The sequence below is a fragment of the Acinetobacter sp. AR2-3 genome (assembly GCF_001878775.1).
In the GTDB taxonomy this organism is placed as follows: Bacteria; Pseudomonadota; Gammaproteobacteria; order Pseudomonadales; family Moraxellaceae; genus Acinetobacter; species Acinetobacter lwoffii_D.
Window position 1 is genome coordinate 72,127 of sequence record NZ_MJIQ01000032.1, and the last position, 22,645, is coordinate 94,771.

The window sequence follows — 22,645 nt, forward strand, 5'->3', positions numbered from 1 at the left end:
CATTAGACCTTCAATAAAAAAGCTCCCAAATGGGAGCTTTTTTATATCTCATTCTATTTTTAAGTTTTAGCTTTAAGGCTCTGAGTCATGCCGTTGATATCTCCACCCTGAATACCAAGCTCACTCATCAGGCTGTCAATGAGCGGTGCCTGGCTACGATAGCGCAGGGCGCTATTCACCACCTGATCTGACAGGGCAACATTGCTACCTTCATGATGGGCATCTGCCTGACAGGCACCGGCATGACCGCCATGTAGGCCATTCACCTGGAGAATCTTGATATCATCAATATTCTCCATTGGCTTGACACTTTCTCTGATAATTTCAGGCAAGTATTTCAGCATGGCCAGACGAATCTGCATTTCGACCTGTTCAGGTGACAGGACGTTATTGGCTTCATTGACCGCACGTGTACCTTCAGCATCCACCTGATACTGTTTCTCCATTGCCTGAGCCAGTAGAATTTTCGCATCCGCTTCGCCCTTGGCTTTAAGGCGGACTTTTTCTGCTTCCGCCTCAGCCGCAATCCGCACTGCTTCTGCATCATCTGCTGCCGCTTGTTTTCCAGCTTCAGCGGCAACTGTAATGGCAATTGCATCTTTTTCAGCATGTTCTTTGGCTGCGACCAGCTCAACTGCCTTTTGACGCTCTGCCTGCTGGATTTGACGTACGGTGATAACTTCTTCTTCCGCTTTTACCGCTTGTGCACGTGCCTGATCGGCTTGGGCTTTAGCTTCAGATTCAGCACGTGATTTTTCCGCAATGGCAATGGCGCGGTCCTGTTCAGCCAGTTCAATGGTTTTCTTTTGCTCGACCTGTGCTTTTTGAATCAGCTGAGCCTTTTGAATATTTTCATTTTCGACATCACGGGCGGCCAAAATACGCTTGAGTTCGACTTCTCGTTCAGCGGCAATTTGTGCTTCTTCTGCTTCACGTTTTTTGCCGGCTTCCTGAGCGGCAATTTCAGCCAGCTGTTCAGCACGGCGAATGGCAATTTCACGTTCTTGTTGCAGCTTGGCATATTCTTCTTCACGAATAATTTGCAGGCGCGCCTGTTCAGCTTCCAGATTTTTGGTTTTGATCGCCAGATCGGTATCCTGTTCAATGTGGTTACGCTTGCGGCGACGATCTTCAATGGTTTCAGTGAGCTTGGTCAGACCTTCAGCATCAAATGCATTTTGCGGGTTGAAGTATTTAAATCCGGTCTGATCCAGTCCGGTTAGGGAAACCGTTTCAAGCTCCAGACCATTTTTATGTAAATCTTCCGAAACGACTTGCTGTACTTTTTGTACGAAATCGACGCGTTTTTCATGCAGTTCTTCCATGGCCATTTCTGCAGCCACTGCGCGCAGTGAATCAACGAACTTACCTTCCACCAGATTTTTTAGTTCATTCGGTGACATGGTTTTTTGACCAAGGGTTTGTGCTGCGGTGGCAATTGAATCTGCGGTAGGTTTGACTCGGACATAGAATTCGGCCATGACATCGACTCGCATACGGTCACGGGTAATCAGTGCCTGATCATCAGCACGGCGGACTTCAAGACGTAGGGTATTCATATTTACTGGAATGATTTCATGCAAGACAGGGAGCACGATTGCGCCCCCACCTAAAATCACTTTTTCTCCACCCCAACCGGTACGTACAAAGGAAATTTCCTTGCTTGAACGACGGTATAAACGTGCAATGATGAGACCGAAGGTCACCAGTGCTACAAAAATAATTCCCGCAATAATTAAAATATTATATAAATCAAATGTTAACATTGTTATAAAGTCTCAATTGAGTGCTAGCTAAATAAAATTAAAGTGCAATGGCTTGAAAGCCGTTCTTGGTTTTGTGGGTTAGAACTACATTCTGACCTTGATTTAGAATTTGATTGTTTTCTGGTTCAACCAGAACATAATGAGTCTGGCCATGTTGATCCCGGACCTTGGCTTGTGCGGGAGAATTCACTTTGGCATCTCCCAGAATAATGGTCGCGGTACGTCCGATGAGTTCATCACTGTAAATCGCGGAAGTTTCATCTTGGGGCAGGAGCTTACTGGCGGCCATGGCAAGAAAGCGCACCACAGGCATACACAGAAACAGGCAGGCCGGAGAAATCAGCCAAACATTAAACAGCTGGCTGGTCAGGCGCTCAAATATGCCCTGAATCAATAAACCGCTTAACCCATAACTGGTCAGAAAAATGATTAGCCAGATAAATAAAGGCAGACGCCCCAGATATAACCAGTCAAATACTTTGCTGAAAACACCCGGAGACTGATCCGGGCTTATTTCTGGTTGCAGGGGATCTTCAGGTAAAAACTGTTCGAAGATATGCTGAGAGCCGCCGCCGAGCAGTAATAGAATACATTCTAGTGCAGCAAACATCAGCATTAGGCTCAGGCTAATACTAAATACGATATTTGATGGATGCGTAAACAGTTCCCACATTTCTTTATCTCTATAATTATGTTTTTAGGAAAAGTGTCTGAAAGTTTTTATTGATATAACGATAACAGTAATTACTGATTTTGTATGCAAAAAAATAACAAAAAACCCGATAAACAAGGATTGAATATGTTGATTATTTAATAATTATTGAACTATTAAAATTAATAATAAACTATAAGAAGCTAACTGGATGTTTGAGCAAGTGATGCCATAGTGGCAATGGGAATTCTGAATAGCATGGTATTCTGTGTATGCTTGCCTGAGAAAGTATAGAGATACATCGACCTGAGTATCTCTAAATTTTTCTATTCAAGTCTAAAGCAGGGCAGTCTGAATCCGGACTTTCATATCTAAAGTCTGTTGCAGAATATAGTGTTGCATCCATTTGACCTGTTCACCCATAGGATTGACCTTGACTGCAGTATTCAGGAAGTCGAGATTAGGCTGCTTGAAGAGCTGCTGTTGCAAGGTTTGCTCCAAAATCTGACTGTTGGTTGTCAAAGGTAATGCCACCAGATAGAACGCTTTAGGATAATTATAAAAGGCATATAATAAGTTAAAGGCTTTTTGATCACCTTTGAGGTTGCCAGCACCGATTTCGTAAGCTGCGTTCTGGTTGCTATAAGTAACGCCGATTAGAAATTCCCAATGACCTTCTTGCAAACGTAGACCAAACTGTAATCCGATTTGATCCGCGGTCAGCTCGTGTTGCAGATAGATATTTAAAGGCTTGCCATCATCACTGAAAGGTTCTTGCAAGACCAAAATATTTTGCTGGTGCTGATAAATATAACTAGCAAGCTGGGCCTGTTCCAGACGGGTTTTTACAGTGGCAAGATCAAAAGCGCTATAGGGCATAAACGAAGTATATCAATAGGGAGAATTGGGTCTTACTCTAGTAATTTTTTAACTATTTGAGAACCACTACTTTAGATTATTTTCCTAGGATTTTATTGGCTTAGCGACAGGGTAATATATAGCTATACCACACAATATCCTCGCTTGAATTGGGCAAATTATTGATTCATAAAAACTGATATTCATTATTGATGAATTTTTATATGAGCTTTTGATATATCAATATCATAAAACAAGCAATGGATAGGATAAGTAAATCACTATAATGAATATAAATTTTCAAAAGTGTCATAAGTACACGTTTTTCTAAGCTGGTGTTGTCCATGTCGTTAAATGAGGAAAGACTTACTCATCTCAAACAGCTTGAAGCTGAGAGTATTCATATCATCCGCGAAGTTGCTGCCGAGTTTGAAAATCCGGTCATGCTGTATTCGATTGGTAAAGATTCAGCGGTCATGCTGCATCTTGCGCTAAAAGCGTTCTACCCAGCAAAACTTCCATTTCCATTATTACATGTCGATACAGGCTGGAAGTTTAAAGACATGATCACTTTCCGGGACAACATGGCGAAAACCCATGGTTTCGATTTGATCGTGCATCAGAATAAAGAAGGGGTTGAGGCAGGTATTAACCCGTTCGACCACGGTAGTTCTAAATATACCGACATCATGAAAACTCAGGGCTTAAAACAGGCTCTGGATAAATACGGTTTTGATGCTGCTTTTGGTGGTGCGCGCCGTGATGAAGAAAAATCACGTGCGAAAGAACGTGTTTATTCATTCCGTGATTCGAAACATCGTTGGGATCCGAAAAACCAGCGTCCAGAACTTTGGAATCTTTACAACGGTAAAGTGAACAAGGGCGAAAGTATTCGTGTATTCCCGTTATCTAACTGGACTGAGCTGGATATCTGGCAATACATCTATTTGGAAAGTATTCCATTAGTACCACTTTATTTGGCTGCAGAACGTCCTGTGGTTGAACGTAGTGGCACACTTATTATGGTTGATGATGAACGTATGCCTTTAAAAGAAGGTGAAGTTCCACAAATGAAATCGGTACGTTTCCGTACGTTGGGTTGTTATCCATTAACAGGTGCTGTGGAATCTACAGCCAATACCTTGCCGGAAATTATTCAGGAAATGTTACTGGCAACCAGTTCTGAGCGTCAAGGTCGTATGATTGACCATGATGAAGCAGGCTCGATGGAGAAGAAGAAGCAGGAAGGCTACTTCTAGAATCTCTCCCGACCTCTTTTTAAAAAGAGAGGAGATTTCCCCCTTTATAAAGGGGGGTACAGGGGGATTCAAAAACCGATTTCTAAAGAATATGTGGAGCTTTGAGCGATGTCTCATCAATCTGATTTAATCAGCCAAGATATCTTGGGCTATCTGAAACAACATGAAAATAAAGACCTGTTGCGTTTCCTGACTTGCGGTAACGTGGACGATGGTAAATCGACGTTAATCGGTCGTCTGCTGTATGATTCAAAATTGATTTATGAAGATCAATTACAGGCCGTGACCCGTGACTCGAAGAAAGTCGGTACGACAGGTGATGCACCTGATTTGGCACTTCTGGTCGATGGTTTGCAAGCAGAGCGTGAGCAAGGTATTACCATTGATGTGGCCTATCGTTATTTTTCGACAGAAAAGCGTAAGTTCATCATCGCGGACACGCCGGGACACGAACAGTACACTCGTAACATGGCGACAGGTGCATCGACGTGTGACCTTGCAATCATTTTGATTGATGCACGTTATGGCGTGCAAACCCAGACACGTCGTCATACCTTTATTGCGAGTTTGCTCGGGATCAAGAACATCATTGTTGCGATCAACAAGATGGACTTGGTGGAATTCTCTGAAACACGTTTCAATGAAATCCAGGCTGAATATGCGGCATTCGTTGCACAATTGGGCGATCGTAAACCAAGCAATATCATCTTTACGCCTATTTCTGCATTGAATGGCGATAACGTGGTGAACAAGTCAGCCAATACGCCATGGTACACTGGTGAAACGCTGATGGGTACACTTGAATCGGTGGAAATTAACCGTAGTTCAGCGAAGCAGGATTTCCGTTTCCCTGTGCAATACGTGAACCGTCCAAACCTCGACTTCCGTGGTTTCTGCGGTACGATCGCACTTGGCGATATCAATGTTGGCGATACCGTAACAGCATTACCTTCTGGTAAATCATCGACTGTTAAAGAAATTGTCACTTTTGATGGCAACCTTGAGCATGCAGTTGCAGGTCAGGCAGTGACTTTAACGCTTAACGATGAAATTGATATTTCACGTGGTAACGTGTTAATTCGTGCTGATCAAGCGGTTCCAAATATTTCACGTTCAGTTCAAGCGACTGTAGTGTGGATGGCTGATCAACCACTTGTACTGGGTAAGCTGTACAACATTAAGATTGGTACGCAAACTGTTCCGGCAAAAGTAACGGCAATTCATTACCGTACCAACGTTAACACATTGGAAAAAGTTCAGGTGGATAAGCTTGAGCTAAATGCTATTGCCAATGTGACTGTTGAATTTGATGCACCAGTGGTCTTTGACCGTTATCAAGACAGCCGTTTCACCGGTTCGTTTATCTTCATCGATCGTTTGAATAACGTGACGATTGGTGCGGGTATGGTGGAAGAATCAGTTGAATGGTCTGCACACGATGAGCCTGTCACTGCAGAAGCACGTGCGGCACGTTTGGGTCAAAAACCTGCTGCGGTGACTGTAACTGCTAAAGCTTTGGAAAATGCTCAGGCGCTAGAAAGCTTGCTGATTCAGCAAGGGATCGTTGCTATTGCTAAAGCAGGTTTGAATGCGGAGCAGGTTGCACTGGTTCGTGAAACTGGTGTGGTTGTAATTACCGATGCTGCAGGTACAGACACGACTTTAACTGCTGAAGCAGTTGAAGAGCTTGCTGAGAAGATTGTGGAATTGGTTCGTCTATAAGACTGGGCTGATTTAAAAAAACCCGCTGAAAAGCGGGTTTTTTATTGCCTAAATTTTGATTGCATGAAAATCATTCGATTAGTCAAAATGTGATCTTTCAATTTACTAGTCAATTAATACAATACTCCCTAGATTTGGGGAATATATGAAAAAATTAATATTGCTGGCTGGCTTGTGTGTGGCTTTTGGAGCTGAAGCCAAACAGAGCAGCCAAAGCGTTGAAGCAATCAAGCAAAAAATAATCCAGCAGTCGATTGAGAATTATCCGGGAAATTGTCCGTGTCCTTACAATACTGCAAGTAATGGTAGTCGTTGTGGTAAGCTTAGTGCTTATAATCGTGCAGGCGGATATGCGCCGCTGTGTTATCCGGAAGATGTGAGTGATCGAATGGTAAAGGAATATAAAGGGCGTAGTTAATTAAAGTCTCCGTATTTTTATAGCGAGCTAAAAGAAATATTTTTGTTAGATTTAGCTTTAGATGGATAATTATTCATAAGAATCATTGAGGACTAAGGCCAGAATTGCTTTCATTTCAGTTAAACTTTTCACGCCTGCAATCCTTTTAATAATTTCTCCATTTCTAAAAATAAGCGTAGAAGGCAAACCATAGGCATTATAGCGCAAGGTCAAAATCGGAGACTGATCTACATTGATCTTGCCAAATTTAATCTCAGGATTTACCTCAGTATAGTATGTCGCCAGTTCGGCAAAGACCGGAAAATTCTGAACACAAGGCTTGCACCAGTCTGCATAAAAGCGAATCACAGCAAAACCTTCAAACCACTCAAAATCACTGTAATTGTTTTCGTTATATTCGATCACTTGGGTCATGGTTGGCCTATTATCAATTTCCTGAATAGTCCCCCGATTATACATAAGTCCGATGTAGCTTCATTCCTCATGCTAACTATGTTCAAATAAGTCCAAGATATATGAAATGCATAGATTAGGGAAAGAAATCATGTCGCAACAAACCATGCAGCAAGTCATTATTACAGAACCAGGTGGTGTCGATAAAATCGCTTATGAAACGGTGACTGTACCTGAACCTAAAGCAGATGAAGTTCTGGTGAAAGTTCATGCCTTTGGTATTAACCGTCCAGATATTCTGCAGCGTCAAGGCTTATATCCGATGCCGAAAGGGGTAACGCCAGTTCCTGGCCTGGAAGTGGCAGGTGAGGTGGTTGCGATTGGTAGTGATGTAAGTCAGTTTAAAGTTGGTGATCAAGTCTGTGGTTTGACCAATGGTGGCGGTTATGCTGAATATTGCGTCATACCTGAAAGCCAGACCTTGAATATTCCTGAAGGCGTAAGTTTTGTACAGGCAGCGGCCATTCCTGAAACTTTCTTTACTGTATGGGCGAACGTGTTCCAGATGGGTAAGGCCAAAGCAGGGGAAACTGTACTGGTACATGGTGGAACGAGCGGGATTGGTACGACTGCTTTAATGTTGTGTAAATCACTCGGAATCAAAACTTTTGCAACTGTCGGTTCAGATGAAAAAGTTGCGGCTATTTCTGATTTAACCACGGCTATTAATTATAAAACTCAGGACTTTGAGCAAGTTATTAATGAAGCCACTGACAATGGTGGTGTCGATGTCATTTTAGATATGGTCGGTGCACCATATTTAGAGCGTAATTTGAATTTGTTGCGCCGTGATGGACGTCTGGTCTATATCGCTTTCTTGGGTGGTGCCAAGGCCAAAGAAGTCAAACTGGGTCAAATCATGATGAAACGTCTGACCATTACCGGTTCGACCATGCGTGCACGCAGCACGGCTGAAAAAGCGGAAATTGCACAAGGCCTGAAAGAGCAGATTGCACCATTGTGGGCAAAAGGCGAATGTCTCCCGATGATCTATAAAACGTTTAAGTTCGATCAGATTCAGGATGCCCATGCCACAATGGATACTGGAGAGCATGTGGGTAAAGTTGTAGTTGAAATTATTTAATACGAGATAAGTGATTCAAAAAAAGCCAGTAATTTTACTGGCTTTTTTTAATTTTAAGTAAAATATTATTACAAATAAATATATAAAATCTTGAATAAAAATTAAAAAATGTTAACCGTTCGACACAACCTGTCAATTATGACACGTAAATTGCATGTATAGATAATTCCGACCAAATGGTTAAACATTCACATGAATGTGAGAGGGAAAATAAGATGAAAATTATTTCAACAGCATATAGTTCAAAACATAGTTTAAGAGCATTACGACGTATTCATAAAATGATTATTCGCGGAACCATCAGCTGGGTAGAGTTACATAAAATGTATCGGGCGATGCTGCATCTGGAGCGTTATATAGAAAGATTAACAATACAAAATCGTCATTCAAGCAAGAAAGCATCCAGAAAATCCAAATAAGATCTTGTATGTTTAGGGTGAATAAAGGGTCAAGATCTGATGCAAAAAAATATCTTAGACTTTGTCCTAATATTATTCATTGATCGGCATTCAGTATAATCATTCAACATCTAGCGATAAATAAGTACATGAGAATGTATTAAGTGGGGATTTATGAAGCGCCCAGCTTCAACACATGAGCGTCTTGCAGAGCGTTTAGCCAGAATTTTGACCAAATTAAACGTCGGATATCAACTCCGGGCTGCAGAGCTAGCTGCAGAATTTCAGGTCAGCACCCGCACCATTGAGCGTGATTTTGATCGTCTAGGCTCTTACTTACCCTTACTTCAAGATGAACAGAAACGATATTATCTGGAACCCTCTTATTTAGGGCGGTTTAAATTGCAGGATATCCAGACTTTTGCCCAGCTTTCGGGGATCAGTGAGTTGTATCCGGCGTTGGATATGTCTTTTATGCGTGAACTGCTGGATGAGCGGGCAAATCAGGTATTTTCGGCAAAAGGCTATTATTTTGAAGATGCCAAACAGTTTGCCGAACATTTCAAGTTGCTTGCAAGCGCAATCTATAAACGTCAGCAGGTTGAGTTGCAATATTCAGATCAATTGCGAATCATTAAGCCTTATCGCTTGATTCACCATCATGGTATCTGGTATCTGGTGGGCGTAGATCAGGACAAGTTGCGCACTTATCGCTTAAGTCAGGTGCAACAGCTCAAGCTGGTTTCTAAGGCGGAGAGCTTTGCGCATGATCCTGAAATACTGAAAATGCTGGCAGATGAAGACAGCATCTGGTTTGGGCAGCAAAAGCAGCAAGTCTTAATCAGGGTACAACCTGAAGTCACGGTCTTTTTTAAAGAGCGCCGTTTATTTCCAGAACAGCAGATCGAGCAGGAAGCCGAGACTGGAGAGTTAGTGATCAGTTGCCAGATTCGTCACGAAATGCAGTTGTTGCCTTTGGTGCGTTACTGGTTGCCCTATGTGAAAATTATTGAGCCGATTCATTTTCAGCAGAAACTGGAACAGGATTTGCAAGGATATTTACGTTCTGCTGGATGATATTGAGAAAGCAGAGCAGGAGGGCCTGATTAATGATGACACTTTAAATGGGAATTTAATTTACTTATTTTTTGACTAACTAAATTACAGACATAAAAAAACCAGCTTTCGCTGGGTTCTTTATTTGCACCATCTTTCTATAGTAGAAGAATGGTGCCCGAGGCCAGACTCGAACTGGCACGCTTTGTGGGCGGGGGATTTTAAATCCCCTGTGTCTACCGATTTCACCACTCGGGCTTTAACAAGATGGAGGCGGAGGTCGGAATCGAACCGGCGTCCACGGAGTTGCAGTCCGCTGCATGACCACTCTGCCACCCCGCCGCGTCTTGTTGATGCGTATATTAGCAAGCTCAGAAAAAAAAACAATAGTGTATTCATCTGTATGCGCATAAAAACATCATCTGGCGGAAAATATTTAAATTATTCATGTAGAATGTGCAAAATTGATTCATATCAACACTTGGGAGAAGTGCCGTGGCATTAGTTCTAGACGGTCGTGCATTGGCGAAGCAAATTGAAGCTGACTTGTTTACTCGCGTAGAAGCGCTGAAAGCAAAATCAGGTCGTACTCCAATTCTTGCGACGATTTTGGTAGGTGACGATGGTGCATCTGCAACTTATGTTCGCATGAAAGGCAATGCCTGCCGCCGTGTTGGTATGGATTCACTCAAAGTGGAACTTCCTAAAGAAACCACAACTGAAGAATTATTGGCTGAAATTGAAAAATTAAATGCAAATCCTGATGTGCACGGTATTCTGCTTCAGCACCCGGTTCCTGCGCAAATTGATGAGCGTGCCTGTTTCGATGCAATCTCGCTTGAAAAAGACGTAGATGGTGTCACTTGCCTGGGCTATGGTCGTATGGCAATGGGTGAGGCAGCCTATGGTTCAGCGACGCCTGCGGGTATTATGACTATCCTGAAAGAGAACAACATTGAAATCGCTGGTAAACATGCGGTAGTTGTAGGTCGTTCTGCAATTTTGGGTAAACCAATGGCTGCGATGCTGCTAGAAGCGAATGCAACCGTAACCATTTGCCATTCACGTACTCAAGATCTTGCAAGCTTTGTTAAGCAAGCAGATATCATTGTCGGTGCGGTAGGTAAAGCAGAATTAATTCAAAAAGACTGGATCAAACAAGGTGCAGTGGTTGTTGATGCTGGTTTCCATCCACGTGATGGCGGTGGTGTTGGTGATATCCAACTTGTTGGCATTGAAGAAATTGCTTCTGCTTACACACCAGTTCCGGGTGGTGTAGGTCCAATGACGATTACCACTTTAATCCGTCAAACGGTTGAAGCTGCTGAAAAAGCTTTAGGTTAATCAAATCCTCCCTAACCCTCCTTTTTCAAAGGAGGGAACTCTGATCACTATTTTTGGATGGAGTTTCCCTCCTCTTTTTTAAAGAGGGGCTAGGGGAGATTCTTCAAAGACATTAATACTAATTAAAAGAAATCTAATGAGCTGCACCTTCCGACTCCCTCAAGCCCCAGAACATCTACTAAAAGCCTTGCATGATGTGATTCCACACTGTGAGCTACATGCACAGCAATTGCCGGATACACCCATTTCCCTGTGGCTGATTCCGCCAGTATTCCCAACAGATAAGCTGGATGATGAGGTGATTCGTCGCATTTGGAATGATACACCATACTGGATCTTTTGCTGGGCCTCAGGCTTGGCGATGGCGCAGTGGCTATTGGCAGAGCCGCATCATGTTAAAGACAAAGTAGTTTTGGATTTTGGGGCGGGATCGGGCGTAGTTGCCATTGCGGCGAAAATGGCAGGTGCAAAACGTGTGATCTGCTGTGATATCGATCAAGTTAGTCTAGATGCCTGTCGTGCCAATGCAGAGCTAAATGATGTCGAGCTTGAATATCTGGATGACCTATATAAGGCAGAGAAGGTGGATATTTTATTAGCCGCAGATGTGCTCTATGATCAATGTAACCGTTTCTTCCTGGATGAGTTTTTAAAATTTGCACCTGAGGTGTGGGTTGCAGACAGTCGGGTAAAAAACTTTAGTCATCCTCAATATGAAAAACTGGATGAGCGTAGTGCGACGACCTGGCCGGATTTGGATGAATCGCCCGAATTTCGTAATGTCAGTTTCTATAAAACACGTTAAATTTAAAAAATTAAAAAGGGCACTAGGCCCTTTTTGATTGTCTTACTCTGATTAAGTAACTAAGTATCAGATATTAAGAACAGGTATAACGAATAACCCGCATGGTCGTAGGGCGGGCTTCTAAAGCTTCGCGTGCACCCGGGTTCTCGCTATTATGTAAATCAGGCGTATTGCTCAAGCTGATTTGCGTGCGGCTATTACCCAGTTGGCGGCCATAGTTTTCCTGTTCCGCAGTTGGATTGGAAATTTCATTGGTGCTTAAAATCTGGATGTTGTAAGTTTTGGAATTTCCTAACACGTGTCTGCAAGCGGCTTGCAAGCGATTTTCATCCTGGCTTGGTCGTCCTGAGAGGGTGTAGCTCAGGGTTGCTGTATTGCCTGAACGTTCCAGAATTTCATAACCACTTTGTCCATTGAATTGATGGGGTGTGGTCTGACATGCACTCAGTACAAAACTGCTTGCAGCCACAGCCAAAATTACTGTTGTTCTTTTCATATTTATAGTTCCTGAAGTCTTGGTTTAAGTATGCCATATTTTGCTTAAGCAGCTGCTCTGGTCAATTGTGATCAATTGTTTAAACAGCCAATAAAAAAGGCCGCTTACGCGACCTTTTTTAAATTAAATCAGCAATTAAGCAGATTTAACCGCAGCAATAAGTTCTGCTTGACGAGTTTTTAACGCTTCCGGTAAACGCTCACCTAGCTTGTCGAACAATTCAGTATGGCTTTCAAGTTCTTTGATCCATTGATCTTTATCTTGAGAAGTTACTAGGTCAAATTGTTCTTTAGTGAAGTCAGAACCAGTCCAGTTCAACTGTTCATAAGTAGGAACTAGGCCAATTGGTGTTTCAACAGCCTCAGCACGACCTTCACAACGGTCAATGATCCACTCAAGAACACGCATGTTTTGACCGAAACCAGGCCATACGAAGTTGCCTTCAGCATCACGACGGAACCAGTTCACGTTGTAGATACCTGGAAGTTTGTTGCCAGCAGCGGCAGCTTTCGCGCCCACTTGCTCGCCCATTTCTAACCAGTGCGTGAAGTAATCCGCCATGTTGTAGCCAGCGAATGGCAGCATCGCGAACGGGTCACGACGAACAACACCTTGTTGACCAACAGCAGCAGCAGTTGTTTCAGAGCCCATCGTTGCAGCTTTGTAAACACCGTCAACCCAGTCAAATGCTTCTGAAATTAGAGGCACAGTGTCTGCACGGCGACCACCGAAGATGAACGCAGAAATTGGCACGCCAGCTGGATTTTCCCAGTCAGCGTCAATAGAAGGGCATTGACCAGCTGCAACTGTGAAACGAGCATTTGGATGCGCTGCTTTTTCTTCGCCAGTGTGTGGTTGACCTTTCCAGTTAGTCAAGTTAGCAGGCGCTTCTTTAGTCAGACCTTCCCACCAAACTTCACCGTTGTCAGTCACAGCAACGTTGGTATAAATCACGTCTTTGTGCATGGTTGCCATACAGTTCGGGTTGGTTTTGGTATTGGTACCAGGCGCTACACCGAAGAAGCCAGCTTCAGGGTTGATTGCATATAAGCGACCGTCTTCACCTGGTTTGATCCAGGCAATATCGTCACCTACAGTTTCAATCTTCCAGCCTTCATAGCCAGCTGGTGGAATCAACATAGCGAAGTTTGTTTTACCACATGCAGATGGGAATGCAGCTGCGATGTAGTGTTTTTCGCCTTGTGGATTGGTCACGCCAAGGATCAGCATGTGTTCAGCTAACCAGCCTTGTTGACGACCCATAAATGATGCAATACGTAATGCCAGGCATTTTTTACCCAACAATGCGTTACCGCCATAACCAGAACCATAAGACCAGATCTCACGAGTTTCTGGGTAATGCACAATGTATTTTTCTTTGTTGCAAGGCCATGCAACATCTTTTTCGCCGTTCGCAAGCGGAGCACCTACAGTGTGTACGCAAGGAACGTATTCACCGTCAGTACCAAGAACGTCATAAACAGCTTTACCCATACGAGCCATTTTAGACATGCTTACTGCAACGTAAGGAGAGTCAGTTAACTCGATACCGATATGAGCGATATGAGAACCCAATGGACCCATTGAGAATGGAACCACATAAAGTGTACGACCTGCCATTGAACCGTCAAATAAACCGTTCAATTTTTCGCGCATGACAGCAGGTGCTTCCCAGTTGTTGGTCGCGCCAGCATCGTCTTTGTTTTCAGAACAGATGTAAGTACGATCTTCAACACGTGCTACGTCAGAAGGATCAGAATTTGCAAGATAAGAACCAGGATGAGTTTCTTGATTCAGCGCTTGCATTGTGCCGTTAGCGATCATCAAGTCGATATAACGTTGATATTCTTCTGCGCTACCGTCACACCATTCAATTTTTGCTGGTTTTGTTAATTTAGCAATCTCTTCCACCCAAGCAATAAGCTTAGGGTGACGAACGAATTCTGGTGCGTTCACTTGGGTCATGGTGAGGCCTATCTCAAATGTGTACAAATTAGATGTACAAAGTACAATCCGAGCAATAAAAAATATCGCCCAGATGAAGTATGAAAAAAAGTGGCTGTATTAAAGCATAAAATGATAAAAAAAATAAGACCAAAGAAGTGCTAGATTTCTTTTGGAATATAATGCTATTTTATTTATAAATATAAGTAAAACAACAAGATAAAACTAAATATTTGAATTATTAAGGTTATTTATATAAGTGATGAGTGGTATTTATTTTAAAAATTGATATTAAAATCATTATCTTAGTTTTATAAGATCTCTAATATTCATTATTGATTAAATAAATGGTTGCCATTTGAATTTTACATAAAGCCACTGTTAATTGTCTATGAATTGGACAAAATGCCAATAGGCTTCAATGAAATTGTGCGAAAAATGTCTAATCAATCTAAACCCTTATCGCTGATTTTTAATCATAAAGCTGGTTTTCGCATACAGGGGCCAGAAGGCATTTATGAACAGCTGATCGATATATTTTCAGCGCAGGGTTATCAAACTAAAGCTTATGAAATCAATGATTCACAGCAATTTGATAAAATTATGACTGAGGTGCTTGAACAGCATTTGGCATCTAGCGAGTCAGGAATCATCGTTGCGGCAGGCGGAGATGGCACTTTAAATACAGTCGCCAAACATGTGTTGAATACGCAAATTCCTGTCGGTATTTTGCCTTTAGGGACTTTTAACTATGTGGCGAGATTATTGGGGATTCCGCTGGATTTGCTTGAAGCGGCAAAAGTGATTGCGACAGGACAGCCACAACGTATGAATGTTGCTCGTATCAATCAGGAAATTTATCTGAATAATGCCAGTTTAGGTCTATATCCTTTATTTATTAAAAAACGTGAAGACTATAATCGTATTTTTGGTCGCTTACCGCTACATGCCTATACTTCTGCACTGGATGTTTTAATTCGCGACCGTAAAGAATTAAAACTAAAAATCTGGGTGGATCAAAAGAAATATCCGGTAAAAACACCACTGATTTTTTTTGGCAATAATCCCTTGCAACTGGCGGATATGAAAATGCGCATTGCAGAAGCGGCTGAAAAAGGCAAAGTGGCGGGAGTTGTAGTTTCTAAAAGTGATAAGCTTACTTTATTTAAGCTAGTGTATCAGCTGATTCGTGGCAAGATTGACCAGGCATCGGATGTTTATAGTTTTGCAGCCGATCAAGTTCGAATCGAATCCCGAGCCAAGAAACTGATGGTAGCGATTGATGGGGAAATTGTGGAAATGGCCCCGCCACTCAATATTTCTGTATTAAAAGATAGCCTAAACGTAATGGTGCCACATGATCCTGCATCTGTCTGATCTGCATTTTGGAACAGAGAAGCCGGAGTGTTTAGAAGCGATTCGGCATTTCTGTCAGACCCATCCACTTGAAGCCGTCGTCATCAGTGGTGACCTGACTCAGCGCGCACGTTTGGGTCAATTCTTTGCCTGCAAAAAATTTTTAGATCAGCTCAATACGCCTTATATGGTGATCCCGGGGAATCATGATATTCCGCTCTATCATTTGTGGAATCGGCTTTTCAATCCATTTACCCGTTACCAGATTTTTTTTGGTGAATTGGAGCCAATATTTGAAACTGAAAATTTTTATCTGATTGGGGTGAATTCGATCCGACGTCGATATCATACCAAAGGGCATTTATCCCTTGAGCAGATTCAGCGTATTGACCTGACGCTGGCGCAGGCACCTGCGTCCAAATTAAAAATCATTGTCAGCCATCAGCCTTTTTATGTGCCTTTTCAAAATAAGCGCGGTTTCAAGGACAGCCCATTGATGGCCAAAATTGCTTTAGAGGCCTGGGCAGAGCATGGTCTGTTTGCGGTGTTGCATGGGCATCTGCATCAACCGGCGATTTATGATTTGAATCAGATGTTCGGATTGGGGATGGATCATCCTGTATATGATGTACATGCAGGGACTTCTGCGTCAAATCGTCTACATAAAGATGAACCGAACAGCTTTAATCTGATTGATGCCACAGGAAAAATTTCTCAATATTTATTCGATGAAGTGGCACAAGCCTTTATGTTGAAGGCTGATCTGCCGAATAAATAGACGAAAACCTATGATTCGTTAAAAAAAACCAATTTTTTTTCATTTTTGCCCTTGAAGCGTTTTATTCCATCTCCATAAAAGTGACATCAAAAATTTTTGATGATGACCCATGGAATAATTAAGTCGTCATCAGTGACCTAAAAAAGACTTAGTCTGATGGAGTTATTTATGAGCAACATTCGTCCATTACATGACCGCGTTGTTATTCGTCGTGTTGAAGAAGAAACTAAAACAGCTGGGGGCATTTTACTTCCAGGTTCGGCTGCTGAAAAACCTGCTCAAGGTGAAATCATTGCAGTTGGTAATGGTCAAATCACTGACAATGGCGTACGCGCGTTAGACGTAAAAGTTGGCGACAAAGTATTGTTCGGTACTTATGCAGGCACTACTGTAAAAGTAAACGGCGAAGAGCTTTTAATCATGAAAGAATCTGACATTTTAGCGGTATTAGAAGCTTAATCTGCGCTAAAAAAGTTTTATTCATTCCAAATCAGATTTTGTAAAGATACAACAATATTCGGAGTCAAATATGTCAGCTAAAGACGTAAAATTTGGTGATTCAGCTCGTTCAAAAATGATTGCTGGTGTAAACACCCTTGCAGATGCAGTAAAGGTTACTTTGGGTCCTAAGGGCCGTAACGTTGTTATCGACCGTTCTTTTGGTGCACCGCACATCACTAAAGATGGTGTCACTGTTGCCAAAGAAATTACGCTGAAAGACAAGTTCGAGAACATGGGTGCTCAACTGGTTCGTGAAGTTTCTTCAAAAACCAATGACATCGCAGGTGATGGTACAACGACTGCAACTGTATTGGCACAAGCAATTTTGAATGAAGGCATCAAGTCAGTAACAGCGGGTATGAACCCAATGGACTTGAAACGCGGTATCGATATTGCGGTACGTTCTGTAGTTGAAAACATCAAGGCAACTGCAAAACCAGCATCAGACTCTAAAGCGATTGAACAAGTAGGTTCGATCTCTGCTAACTCTGATACGACTGTAGGTCAGCTGATTGCGCAAGCAATGGAAAAAGTGGGCAAAGAAGGCGTGATCACGGTTGAAGAAGGTTCAGGCTTCGAAGATTCGCTTGACGTAGTTGAAGGTATGCAGTTTGACCGCGGTTATATTTCTCCGTACTTCGCGAACAAACAAGATACTTTGACAGCAGAACTTGAAAATCCATTCATTCTTCTTGTTGATAAAAAAATCAGCAATATTCGTGAGTTGATTACAGTACTTGAAGCTGTTGCTAAAACTGGCAAACCGCTTTTAATTATTTCTGAAGATGTTGAAGGCGAAGCGCTTGCGACGCTTGTTGTCAACAACATGCGCGGTATTATCAAAGTATGTGCGGTGAAAGCACCTGGTTTTGGTGACCGTCGTAAAGCTATGCTTCAAGACATTGCGATCTTGACTGGCGGTACCGTAATTTCTGAAGAAATCGGCATGCAGTTGGATCAAACGACGCTTGATCACTTGGGTACAGCACATAAAGTAACTGTATCTAAAGAAAATACTGTAATTGTAGATGGTGCTGGTAACGCTGGCCAAATCGCTGACCGTGTACAGCAAATCCGTGCACAGATCGAAGAATCTACGTCAGAATACGACAAAGAAAAACTTCAAGAGCGTGTAGCGAAACTTGCTGGCGGTGTTGCTGTCATCAAAATCGGTGCTGCAACTGAAGTTGCAATGAAAGAGAAAAAAGACCGTGTAGATGACGCGCTTCATGCGACTCGCGCTGCAGTTGAAGAAGGTGTCGTTGCGGGTGGTGGTGTTGCACTAGTACGTGCTGCATCTGCACTTGAAGGCGTAACAGGCGCGAATGATGACCAAAACGTAGGTATCAACATTCTTCGCCGCGCGATTGAAGCACCACTTCGTCAAATCGTATCTAACGCAGGTGATGAGCCTTCTGTAGTGATCAACGCTGTGAAGAATGGCGAAGGTAACTTCGGTTATAACGCTGCAACTGGCGAATATGGCGATATGCTGGAAATGGGTATTCTTGATCCTGCTAAAGTAACACGTTCTGCACTTGAGCATGCAGCTTCTGTTGCTGGCTTGATGCTGACCACTGAATGCATGATCACTGAAATCCCAGAAGACAAACCTGCAATGCCTGATATGGGCGGCATGGGTGGTATGGGCGGCATGATGTAATTCATCATCCGAGCATTTCATAAAAAATCCCCGCAATAGCGGGGATTTTTTTATGTGTTTACAAAATTATGATGCGGACTTTTTAACTAATTTATAATTTAAATTACTGTCAATTTTTTTACCTGATTTCATCTCGCGTGCTTCAATAAAATTTTCACCAACAAAGAATTTACGGTTTTCAGCTTTGTTATCTAATGTGATGATTGAAGGATCTTGAGGGTCAAAACTGAAACTACCTTTAGTTTCCGTCTCATTATTTCCAGCTTTACCTAAATATTCCTCATTTAGCTCATAGGTTTTATCCGGATTGAGATCTAACTCGACCTTAATTCCTTCACAGTCAGCACAAGGAAAAACACCTTCGTATTCACCTGCCCAATCTAGCGAAGTTTCTGCGCTATCAGCACGGTTCACACTAGTATCCGCGTTATTTTGCTCCATCATGGCTGGGCTGGATTGAGCATTATTACTCATCGGCTCATTATCATTGGGCTTTGAACAGGCGGTTAAAGCTCCTGCAAGAACGACTGCTATCGCAGCAGTAAGCGTTAATTTTTTCATTGTTTTAACCCTATTAAATTATTTGTTATGAATTACATTAAAAGTAGTCAGTACAGATAAATAGGGCAATCTTGTTAAAGTTTGATTCATTAGGTGAATCAGGCCAGAGTTATTGATAAGTGAGCAGGATTTAAGAATTTTTAGCCAAGTTTAAAGTCACTTTATGCTGTTTCGTTAACCAATTCTGAACGCTATGATTAGAAAATAATGATAATGCGGAGGGAATAATGAAATTAGAACAAGAAAATAATCTGATTGCAAAAATTTATGACGCTGCTGTATTGCCATCTTTGTGGCTGGACGTGATCAAAGATATCGTGAGCTATACTAAAAGTAAGAGTGCAATTTTTACCGGTCTGGATCAGCTTAATCCAGGCTATGATTTTGTCTATACGCACAATATCCCGAATGAAAGTTTGGCCGCTTATCAAGATGAGCGTATCAGAGTGATTGATATGAAACTGCATATGCCATTATGGAATGCGATCGAGATGGGCGATGCATTGAGTCATAACTGTCAGCACTATGCAGAACAGCCGGGTACGGATCATTATGTTTTCTATGAGAAGTGTTTAAAGCCTGGTGGTGTATCTTATCTGGCGGGCGTATTGCTGGATCGGGGAAATTATCGTTGGGCAGTACTGGGTATTCATCGTGCACCTGAAGTACAGCCTTTTGAACAGCCTGAGCTGGATTTTCTAAGACGTATCAGTATTCATTTACGCCGGGCTTTGCAAATTCACCGGCAAATCAACTTGATTCAACAAGATAATTTAAGCTTGTATACCGTATTGGACAGTTTAAAAACCGGAATTGTGCTACTCGATCAAAACCTGTGTTTAAGTTATTCCAATCCTGTTGCGCAAAAGATGCTTGATCAAAGTTCATGTCTGGATCTGGATATACATAACCGTCTAAAAACCAATTATAGTCAGCAGATACGTTTTGATCAGCTTCTGGAAAGTGCTTTGCTGGAAGATACGACCATTCAGACTGAAGTGGGTGGCGTCTTGGCGTTGAGTGATGGGGCAGGCTCGCAATTCATGCTGACGGTGGTGCCATTTAAAAAATTAAGAAATATTCAACATTTACAGTCTGCTCAGCATCAAATTGCATTATTTATGACGGATAAAAACCAGCATTATTCCTTGTCAAGAACTTACCTACAACAGTGTTACCAGCTTTCCAAAAGAGAGTTTGATTTATGTGAGTTGTTAATTAATGGTTATAAAATAGAAGATATTGCAGAACAGTGTGGTATTACGCTGAGTTCGGTACGGACGTATTTTAAAAATATTTATGAAAAAACCCAATGTTGTTCGCAAATCGAACTGATGCATTTATTGATGGGCTGTACCATTCAATTTGAACATATTGATTAAACCGGCCTGAATTTCATATTCAAGCCGGTTTATATGGGTTATTTAACACGTTGTAAAGTTACAGGATCTTCACCTTGCGGATGTAAGATAAGATTGTTGTTAGATATATTGATGCTTGCAATTGTCTTGCTGCCATTTGAACTATCTTGTAATCCACCACACTCGTTGGTATCGAATAATACCTCGGTTGTGGTGAGAGTATTTGCTGACAATGTATATTTGCCATATTCAATCCCTGGCCAACCACAATCATCTCCGCCTTCAGTGTCTAGGAAGAAATAATAGTTATTATCAAAGAAAGCAAATAGGTGCGTTTCATTGAGTCGCCACGTGCCGACGAGACTATTAGACTGCTTAACCCGATTTAAACGGTATTCAGTACTAACGCCTGGTTCAGTAAGAATTAATTGAGTTCCATTAAAGTTTAAAGAATAAGGTTTATTCTCGGCAGGATGTGAAAGTCCCCATTCACCATTGGTGTCATGTAGGATTTCCGGTTCAATCACGGTTGTTGTTGCATTCCATTTTAAGCGGCCCATTTCAATGCCTGCTTGACCACTCTCATCTTTTGCTTCTGCTTCACCTAGTGCATAGCGTCCATCTTCCAGAATGTGAATCAACACAGCACTGTTATCGGTACGGTTAATCTCCCACGTACCGGCAATATCTTTGTAGAAGGTCGCTTGGAAGTGTTCTGAAGCTTTTTCTGGTGTTATCAACTGATCTGGTGTGATGGCTGTTTTGGTTACAACTTCATTTACGAAGTCGGTGGTACTTTGGTTAAAATTAAGCTTTACAGCAGTGAAGGCTGTTTTAGTGTCATCACTAATCTGAATGCCATCGCTATGATCACCTTTTCCATCTAAGGATTGTAAAAAAACCATAAGGTTGATACGCGCATTTTCACTTTCGACTAAATCTAATGGTGTGATACGCTCCTTTGCTTCAATTTCATCACCGAGTTGTACACCCCCAATAAAGAATTTTACTTTTTCATCATCATTAAATTTAAATTCTCCTTTTTCGTTGGTAACTCCTGTTGCACCACTACTGGTGATATAGGTCACCCCTGAAATGATTCCGTCCGTCAGTACGCCGGTTTGGGTGCCAACATTGTTTGCTGGAGGTGTACTGGCATTATCATCCGAACTGCCGCAGGCACTAAGTAACCCCGCTAAAGCAATACAAAGTAAAGTCTTTTTCATTAGAATCTTCCTGAAATTTATAATGTGGATTCAGTATAAAAAGACCCTCGTTTTTGCCATATCCCAAAATTAGGAGGTCAAGAGCTTTTTAATGCATGGATCCTTTAAATTAGAAAGAAATTTCTATTGATATTGGGAAGCAATCTGAACTATCCGTAAATTGATGTATGAGATAAGTTCAAGGTGGAAAAAATAATCAACTATTCATTTAAAAACTCCAATTATACAAATATAGATTAATTGTTTATTTATTGCTCATAGAGCACTATCTATATTTGCCTAGGTTGCTAAAATTCGCGCAATTTTGAATAGAATTGGTGCGTGACGTGTTTGAGAAGTTAGCAGAACAAAGCCTGAACCTGATGGGTTGGGAAATTGATAACCGTTGGCCCCTAGATTTAGACCAATGTGTCATGATTGCTGCTCCTCATACCAGTAATTGGGATGCATTGTATGCGCGACTGGCCTTAAAAGCATTGGGCGTAAATGTTCGCTTAACCATTAAAGACAGTTACATGAAATTGCCACTTGGGCCTTTTGTGCGTGCTATGGGCGGTATCGGGATTGATCGCCGTCCTAAACAGCCGGGTGAGCCTCGTCCGAGCATGGTTCAGCTGATGACAGACTTATTCAAGACTCATCCTAAACTGGTCATGCTGGTCACGCCAGAAGCAACTCGTGCCAAACAGGAACAGTGGAAGACAGGTTTTTATCATGTAGCGATTAGTGCCGGTGTGCCGATTGCATTGGCCTATATGGACTATGCCAAGAAGAAAACTGGCGTAGGTAAAATCGTTTATCCGACAGGGGATTATGAAAAAGATATGGCAGAAATCATGGCATTTTATGCAGAGATTCAACCAAAATTCCCTGAATGCTTTAGTGTAGATCAGCGCTATTATCAGAATTAAAATTGAGTTGAAAAAAAGCAGGAAAATTCTCCT

The 22,645-nt window shown here is 42.0% G+C and carries 22 protein-coding genes and 2 tRNA genes; 14 read left to right on the plus strand and 10 right to left on the minus strand.

Features of this window, described 5'->3' with window-relative positions:
* Positions 1-59 precede the first annotated feature (59 nt).
* The 3 genes from BFN00_RS04555 to BFN00_RS04565 form a co-directional block, all read right to left on the minus strand.
* Positions 60-1,766: a flotillin family protein gene (locus BFN00_RS04555; protein WP_071850590.1), complete on the minus strand. Its 1,707-nt coding sequence runs from the start codon at positions 1,764-1,766 to the stop codon at positions 60-62.
* Between the two features lie 37 nt (positions 1,767-1,803).
* A complete protein-coding gene (locus tag BFN00_RS04560) occupies positions 1,804-2,439 on the minus strand; it encodes a YqiJ family protein (RefSeq protein WP_004730256.1) in 636 nt (211 codons plus the stop codon).
* Between the two features lie 315 nt (positions 2,440-2,754).
* A complete protein-coding gene (locus tag BFN00_RS04565; protein WP_071850591.1) occupies positions 2,755-3,297 on the minus strand; it encodes a hypothetical protein in 543 nt (180 codons plus the stop codon).
* Between the two features lie 323 nt (positions 3,298-3,620).
* Here BFN00_RS04565 and cysD point away from each other — a divergent pair, with 323 nt between their 5' ends.
* The 3 genes from cysD to BFN00_RS04580 all read left to right on the plus strand — a co-directional run bounded on the left by cysD (position 3,621) and on the right by BFN00_RS04580 (position 6,675).
* Positions 3,621-4,535, plus strand: a complete 915-nt coding sequence (cysD, locus tag BFN00_RS04570; RefSeq protein WP_004730252.1) for a sulfate adenylyltransferase subunit CysD — start codon at positions 3,621-3,623, stop codon at positions 4,533-4,535.
* A gap of 108 nt (positions 4,536-4,643) precedes the next feature.
* Positions 4,644-6,257 (plus strand): sulfate adenylyltransferase subunit CysN, encoded by a 1,614-nt coding sequence (cysN, locus tag BFN00_RS04575; protein ID WP_071850592.1) that lies wholly within the window; start codon positions 4,644-4,646, stop codon positions 6,255-6,257.
* A gap of 145 nt (positions 6,258-6,402) precedes the next feature.
* A complete protein-coding gene (locus tag BFN00_RS04580) occupies positions 6,403-6,675 on the plus strand; it encodes a hypothetical protein (RefSeq protein WP_071850593.1) in 273 nt (90 codons plus the stop codon).
* A 69-nt stretch (positions 6,676-6,744) separates the two neighbouring features.
* Here BFN00_RS04580 and BFN00_RS04585 read toward each other — a convergent pair whose 3' ends face one another.
* On the minus strand, positions 6,745-7,089 hold the full coding sequence (locus BFN00_RS04585) for a thioredoxin family protein (protein WP_071850594.1): 345 nt from the start codon (positions 7,087-7,089) through the stop codon (positions 6,745-6,747).
* 130 nt (positions 7,090-7,219) lie between these two features.
* Here BFN00_RS04585 and BFN00_RS04590 point away from each other — a divergent pair, with 130 nt between their 5' ends.
* The 3 genes from BFN00_RS04590 to BFN00_RS04600 all read left to right on the plus strand — a co-directional run bounded on the left by BFN00_RS04590 (position 7,220) and on the right by BFN00_RS04600 (position 9,687).
* On the plus strand, positions 7,220-8,212 hold the full coding sequence (locus tag BFN00_RS04590; RefSeq protein ID WP_071850595.1) for an NAD(P)H-quinone oxidoreductase: 993 nt from the start codon (positions 7,220-7,222) through the stop codon (positions 8,210-8,212).
* 215 nt (positions 8,213-8,427) lie between these two features.
* A complete protein-coding gene (locus tag BFN00_RS04595; protein WP_004646307.1) occupies positions 8,428-8,631 on the plus strand; it encodes a hypothetical protein in 204 nt (67 codons plus the stop codon).
* Positions 8,632-8,784: 153 nt separating this feature from the next.
* The gene (locus BFN00_RS04600; RefSeq protein WP_071850596.1) at positions 8,785-9,687 is read left to right on the plus strand and encodes a helix-turn-helix transcriptional regulator; all 903 of its coding nucleotides are present in this window, start codon (positions 8,785-8,787) and stop codon (positions 9,685-9,687) included.
* 151 nt (positions 9,688-9,838) lie between these two features.
* Here the strand turns inward: BFN00_RS04600 and BFN00_RS04605 are convergent.
* Together BFN00_RS04605 and BFN00_RS04610 are read right to left on the minus strand one after the other, a co-directional pair.
* A tRNA-Leu gene (locus tag BFN00_RS04605) sits at positions 9,839-9,924 on the minus strand.
* A gap of 10 nt (positions 9,925-9,934) precedes the next feature.
* A tRNA-Cys gene (locus BFN00_RS04610) sits at positions 9,935-10,008 on the minus strand.
* Between the two features lie 153 nt (positions 10,009-10,161).
* Here BFN00_RS04610 and folD point away from each other — a divergent pair.
* Both folD and BFN00_RS04620 read left to right on the plus strand, forming a co-directional pair.
* A complete protein-coding gene (gene folD / locus BFN00_RS04615) occupies positions 10,162-11,010 on the plus strand; it encodes a bifunctional methylenetetrahydrofolate dehydrogenase/methenyltetrahydrofolate cyclohydrolase FolD (protein WP_004646309.1) in 849 nt (282 codons plus the stop codon).
* A gap of 136 nt (positions 11,011-11,146) precedes the next feature.
* Positions 11,147-11,815, plus strand: coding sequence for a class I SAM-dependent methyltransferase (locus tag BFN00_RS04620; protein ID WP_004279468.1), 669 nt, complete (start codon positions 11,147-11,149; stop codon positions 11,813-11,815).
* Between the two features lie 73 nt (positions 11,816-11,888).
* Here the strand turns inward: BFN00_RS04620 and BFN00_RS04625 are convergent, their stop codons facing one another.
* Positions 11,889-12,311 carry a hypothetical protein gene (locus BFN00_RS04625; protein WP_005262346.1) on the minus strand — a complete coding sequence of 141 codons (423 nt, stop codon included), beginning with the start codon at positions 12,309-12,311 and terminating at the stop codon, positions 11,889-11,891.
* Positions 12,312-12,446: 135 nt separating this feature from the next.
* Entirely contained in the window at positions 12,447-14,276 is a 1,830-nt protein-coding gene (locus BFN00_RS04630) for a phosphoenolpyruvate carboxykinase (GTP) (RefSeq protein WP_004730232.1), read from the minus strand.
* Between the two features lie 417 nt (positions 14,277-14,693).
* Here BFN00_RS04630 and BFN00_RS04635 point away from each other — a divergent pair, with 417 nt between their 5' ends.
* From BFN00_RS04635 to groL, 4 genes are all read left to right on the plus strand, one after another.
* Positions 14,694-15,632: a diacylglycerol/lipid kinase family protein gene (locus tag BFN00_RS04635; protein WP_034606170.1), complete on the plus strand. Its 939-nt coding sequence runs from the start codon at positions 14,694-14,696 to the stop codon at positions 15,630-15,632.
* On the plus strand, positions 15,613-16,389 hold the full coding sequence (locus BFN00_RS04640) for a metallophosphoesterase family protein (RefSeq protein WP_004646314.1): 777 nt from the start codon (positions 15,613-15,615) through the stop codon (positions 16,387-16,389). Before BFN00_RS04635 ends, BFN00_RS04640 begins: the two co-directional genes overlap by 20 nt.
* 168 nt (positions 16,390-16,557) lie before the next feature.
* Entirely contained in the window at positions 16,558-16,848 is a 291-nt protein-coding gene (locus tag BFN00_RS04645) for a co-chaperone GroES (RefSeq protein ID WP_004646315.1), read from the plus strand.
* Positions 16,849-16,918: 70 nt separating this feature from the next.
* A complete protein-coding gene (gene groL / locus BFN00_RS04650) occupies positions 16,919-18,553 on the plus strand; it encodes a chaperonin GroEL (protein WP_004279474.1) in 1,635 nt (544 codons plus the stop codon).
* Positions 18,554-18,619: 66 nt separating this feature from the next.
* Here the strand turns inward: groL and BFN00_RS04655 are convergent, their stop codons facing one another.
* On the minus strand, positions 18,620-19,114 hold the full coding sequence (locus BFN00_RS04655; protein WP_071850597.1) for a copper resistance protein NlpE: 495 nt from the start codon (positions 19,112-19,114) through the stop codon (positions 18,620-18,622).
* A 227-nt stretch (positions 19,115-19,341) separates the two neighbouring features.
* Here BFN00_RS04655 and BFN00_RS04660 point away from each other — a divergent pair, with 227 nt between their 5' ends.
* The gene (locus BFN00_RS04660; protein ID WP_071850598.1) at positions 19,342-20,496 is read left to right on the plus strand and encodes a LuxR C-terminal-related transcriptional regulator; all 1,155 of its coding nucleotides are present in this window, start codon (positions 19,342-19,344) and stop codon (positions 20,494-20,496) included.
* Between the two features lie 38 nt (positions 20,497-20,534).
* On the opposite strand, the gene BFN00_RS04665 is transcribed toward BFN00_RS04660, so the two are convergent.
* Positions 20,535-21,701: a hypothetical protein gene (locus tag BFN00_RS04665; RefSeq protein WP_071850599.1), complete on the minus strand. Its 1,167-nt coding sequence runs from the start codon at positions 21,699-21,701 to the stop codon at positions 20,535-20,537.
* A 362-nt stretch (positions 21,702-22,063) separates the two neighbouring features.
* On the opposite strand from BFN00_RS04665, the gene BFN00_RS04670 reads away from it, so the two are divergent.
* The gene (locus BFN00_RS04670) at positions 22,064-22,612 is read left to right on the plus strand and encodes a 1-acyl-sn-glycerol-3-phosphate acyltransferase (protein ID WP_171260762.1); all 549 of its coding nucleotides are present in this window, start codon (positions 22,064-22,066) and stop codon (positions 22,610-22,612) included.
* Positions 22,613-22,645: the final 33 nt, after the last annotated feature.

What these genes read in the sequence shown, in the direction of transcription:
- BFN00_RS04555 (WP_071850590.1), bottom strand. Translation starts at nt 1,766, where the DNA reads ATGTTAACATTTGATTTATATAATATTTTAATTATTGCGGGAATTATT.
- BFN00_RS04560 (WP_004730256.1), bottom strand. Translation starts at nt 2,439, where the DNA reads ATGTGGGAACTGTTTACGCATCCATCAAATATCGTATTTAGTATTAGC.
- BFN00_RS04565 (WP_071850591.1), bottom strand. Translation starts at nt 3,297, where the DNA reads ATGCCCTATAGCGCTTTTGATCTTGCCACTGTAAAAACCCGTCTGGAA.
- cysD (WP_004730252.1), top strand. Translation starts at nt 3,621, where the DNA reads ATGTCGTTAAATGAGGAAAGACTTACTCATCTCAAACAGCTTGAAGCT.
- cysN (WP_071850592.1), top strand. Translation starts at nt 4,644, where the DNA reads ATGTCTCATCAATCTGATTTAATCAGCCAAGATATCTTGGGCTATCTG.
- BFN00_RS04580 (WP_071850593.1), top strand. Translation starts at nt 6,403, where the DNA reads ATGAAAAAATTAATATTGCTGGCTGGCTTGTGTGTGGCTTTTGGAGCT.
- BFN00_RS04585 (WP_071850594.1), bottom strand. Translation starts at nt 7,089, where the DNA reads ATGACCCAAGTGATCGAATATAACGAAAACAATTACAGTGATTTTGAG.
- BFN00_RS04590 (WP_071850595.1), top strand. Translation starts at nt 7,220, where the DNA reads ATGTCGCAACAAACCATGCAGCAAGTCATTATTACAGAACCAGGTGGT.
- BFN00_RS04595 (WP_004646307.1), top strand. Translation starts at nt 8,428, where the DNA reads ATGAAAATTATTTCAACAGCATATAGTTCAAAACATAGTTTAAGAGCA.
- BFN00_RS04600 (WP_071850596.1), top strand. Translation starts at nt 8,785, where the DNA reads ATGAAGCGCCCAGCTTCAACACATGAGCGTCTTGCAGAGCGTTTAGCC.
- BFN00_RS04620 (WP_004279468.1), top strand. Translation starts at nt 11,147, where the DNA reads ATGAGCTGCACCTTCCGACTCCCTCAAGCCCCAGAACATCTACTAAAA.
- BFN00_RS04625 (WP_005262346.1), bottom strand. Translation starts at nt 12,311, where the DNA reads ATGAAAAGAACAACAGTAATTTTGGCTGTGGCTGCAAGCAGTTTTGTA.
- BFN00_RS04630 (WP_004730232.1), bottom strand. Translation starts at nt 14,276, where the DNA reads ATGACCCAAGTGAACGCACCAGAATTCGTTCGTCACCCTAAGCTTATT.
- BFN00_RS04635 (WP_034606170.1), top strand. Translation starts at nt 14,694, where the DNA reads ATGTCTAATCAATCTAAACCCTTATCGCTGATTTTTAATCATAAAGCT.
- BFN00_RS04640 (WP_004646314.1), top strand. Translation starts at nt 15,613, where the DNA reads ATGATCCTGCATCTGTCTGATCTGCATTTTGGAACAGAGAAGCCGGAG.
- BFN00_RS04645 (WP_004646315.1), top strand. Translation starts at nt 16,558, where the DNA reads ATGAGCAACATTCGTCCATTACATGACCGCGTTGTTATTCGTCGTGTT.
- groL (WP_004279474.1), top strand. Translation starts at nt 16,919, where the DNA reads ATGTCAGCTAAAGACGTAAAATTTGGTGATTCAGCTCGTTCAAAAATG.
- BFN00_RS04655 (WP_071850597.1), bottom strand. Translation starts at nt 19,114, where the DNA reads ATGAAAAAATTAACGCTTACTGCTGCGATAGCAGTCGTTCTTGCAGGA.
- BFN00_RS04660 (WP_071850598.1), top strand. Translation starts at nt 19,342, where the DNA reads ATGAAATTAGAACAAGAAAATAATCTGATTGCAAAAATTTATGACGCT.
- BFN00_RS04665 (WP_071850599.1), bottom strand. Translation starts at nt 21,701, where the DNA reads ATGAAAAAGACTTTACTTTGTATTGCTTTAGCGGGGTTACTTAGTGCC.
- BFN00_RS04670 (WP_171260762.1), top strand. Translation starts at nt 22,064, where the DNA reads ATGGGTTGGGAAATTGATAACCGTTGGCCCCTAGATTTAGACCAATGT.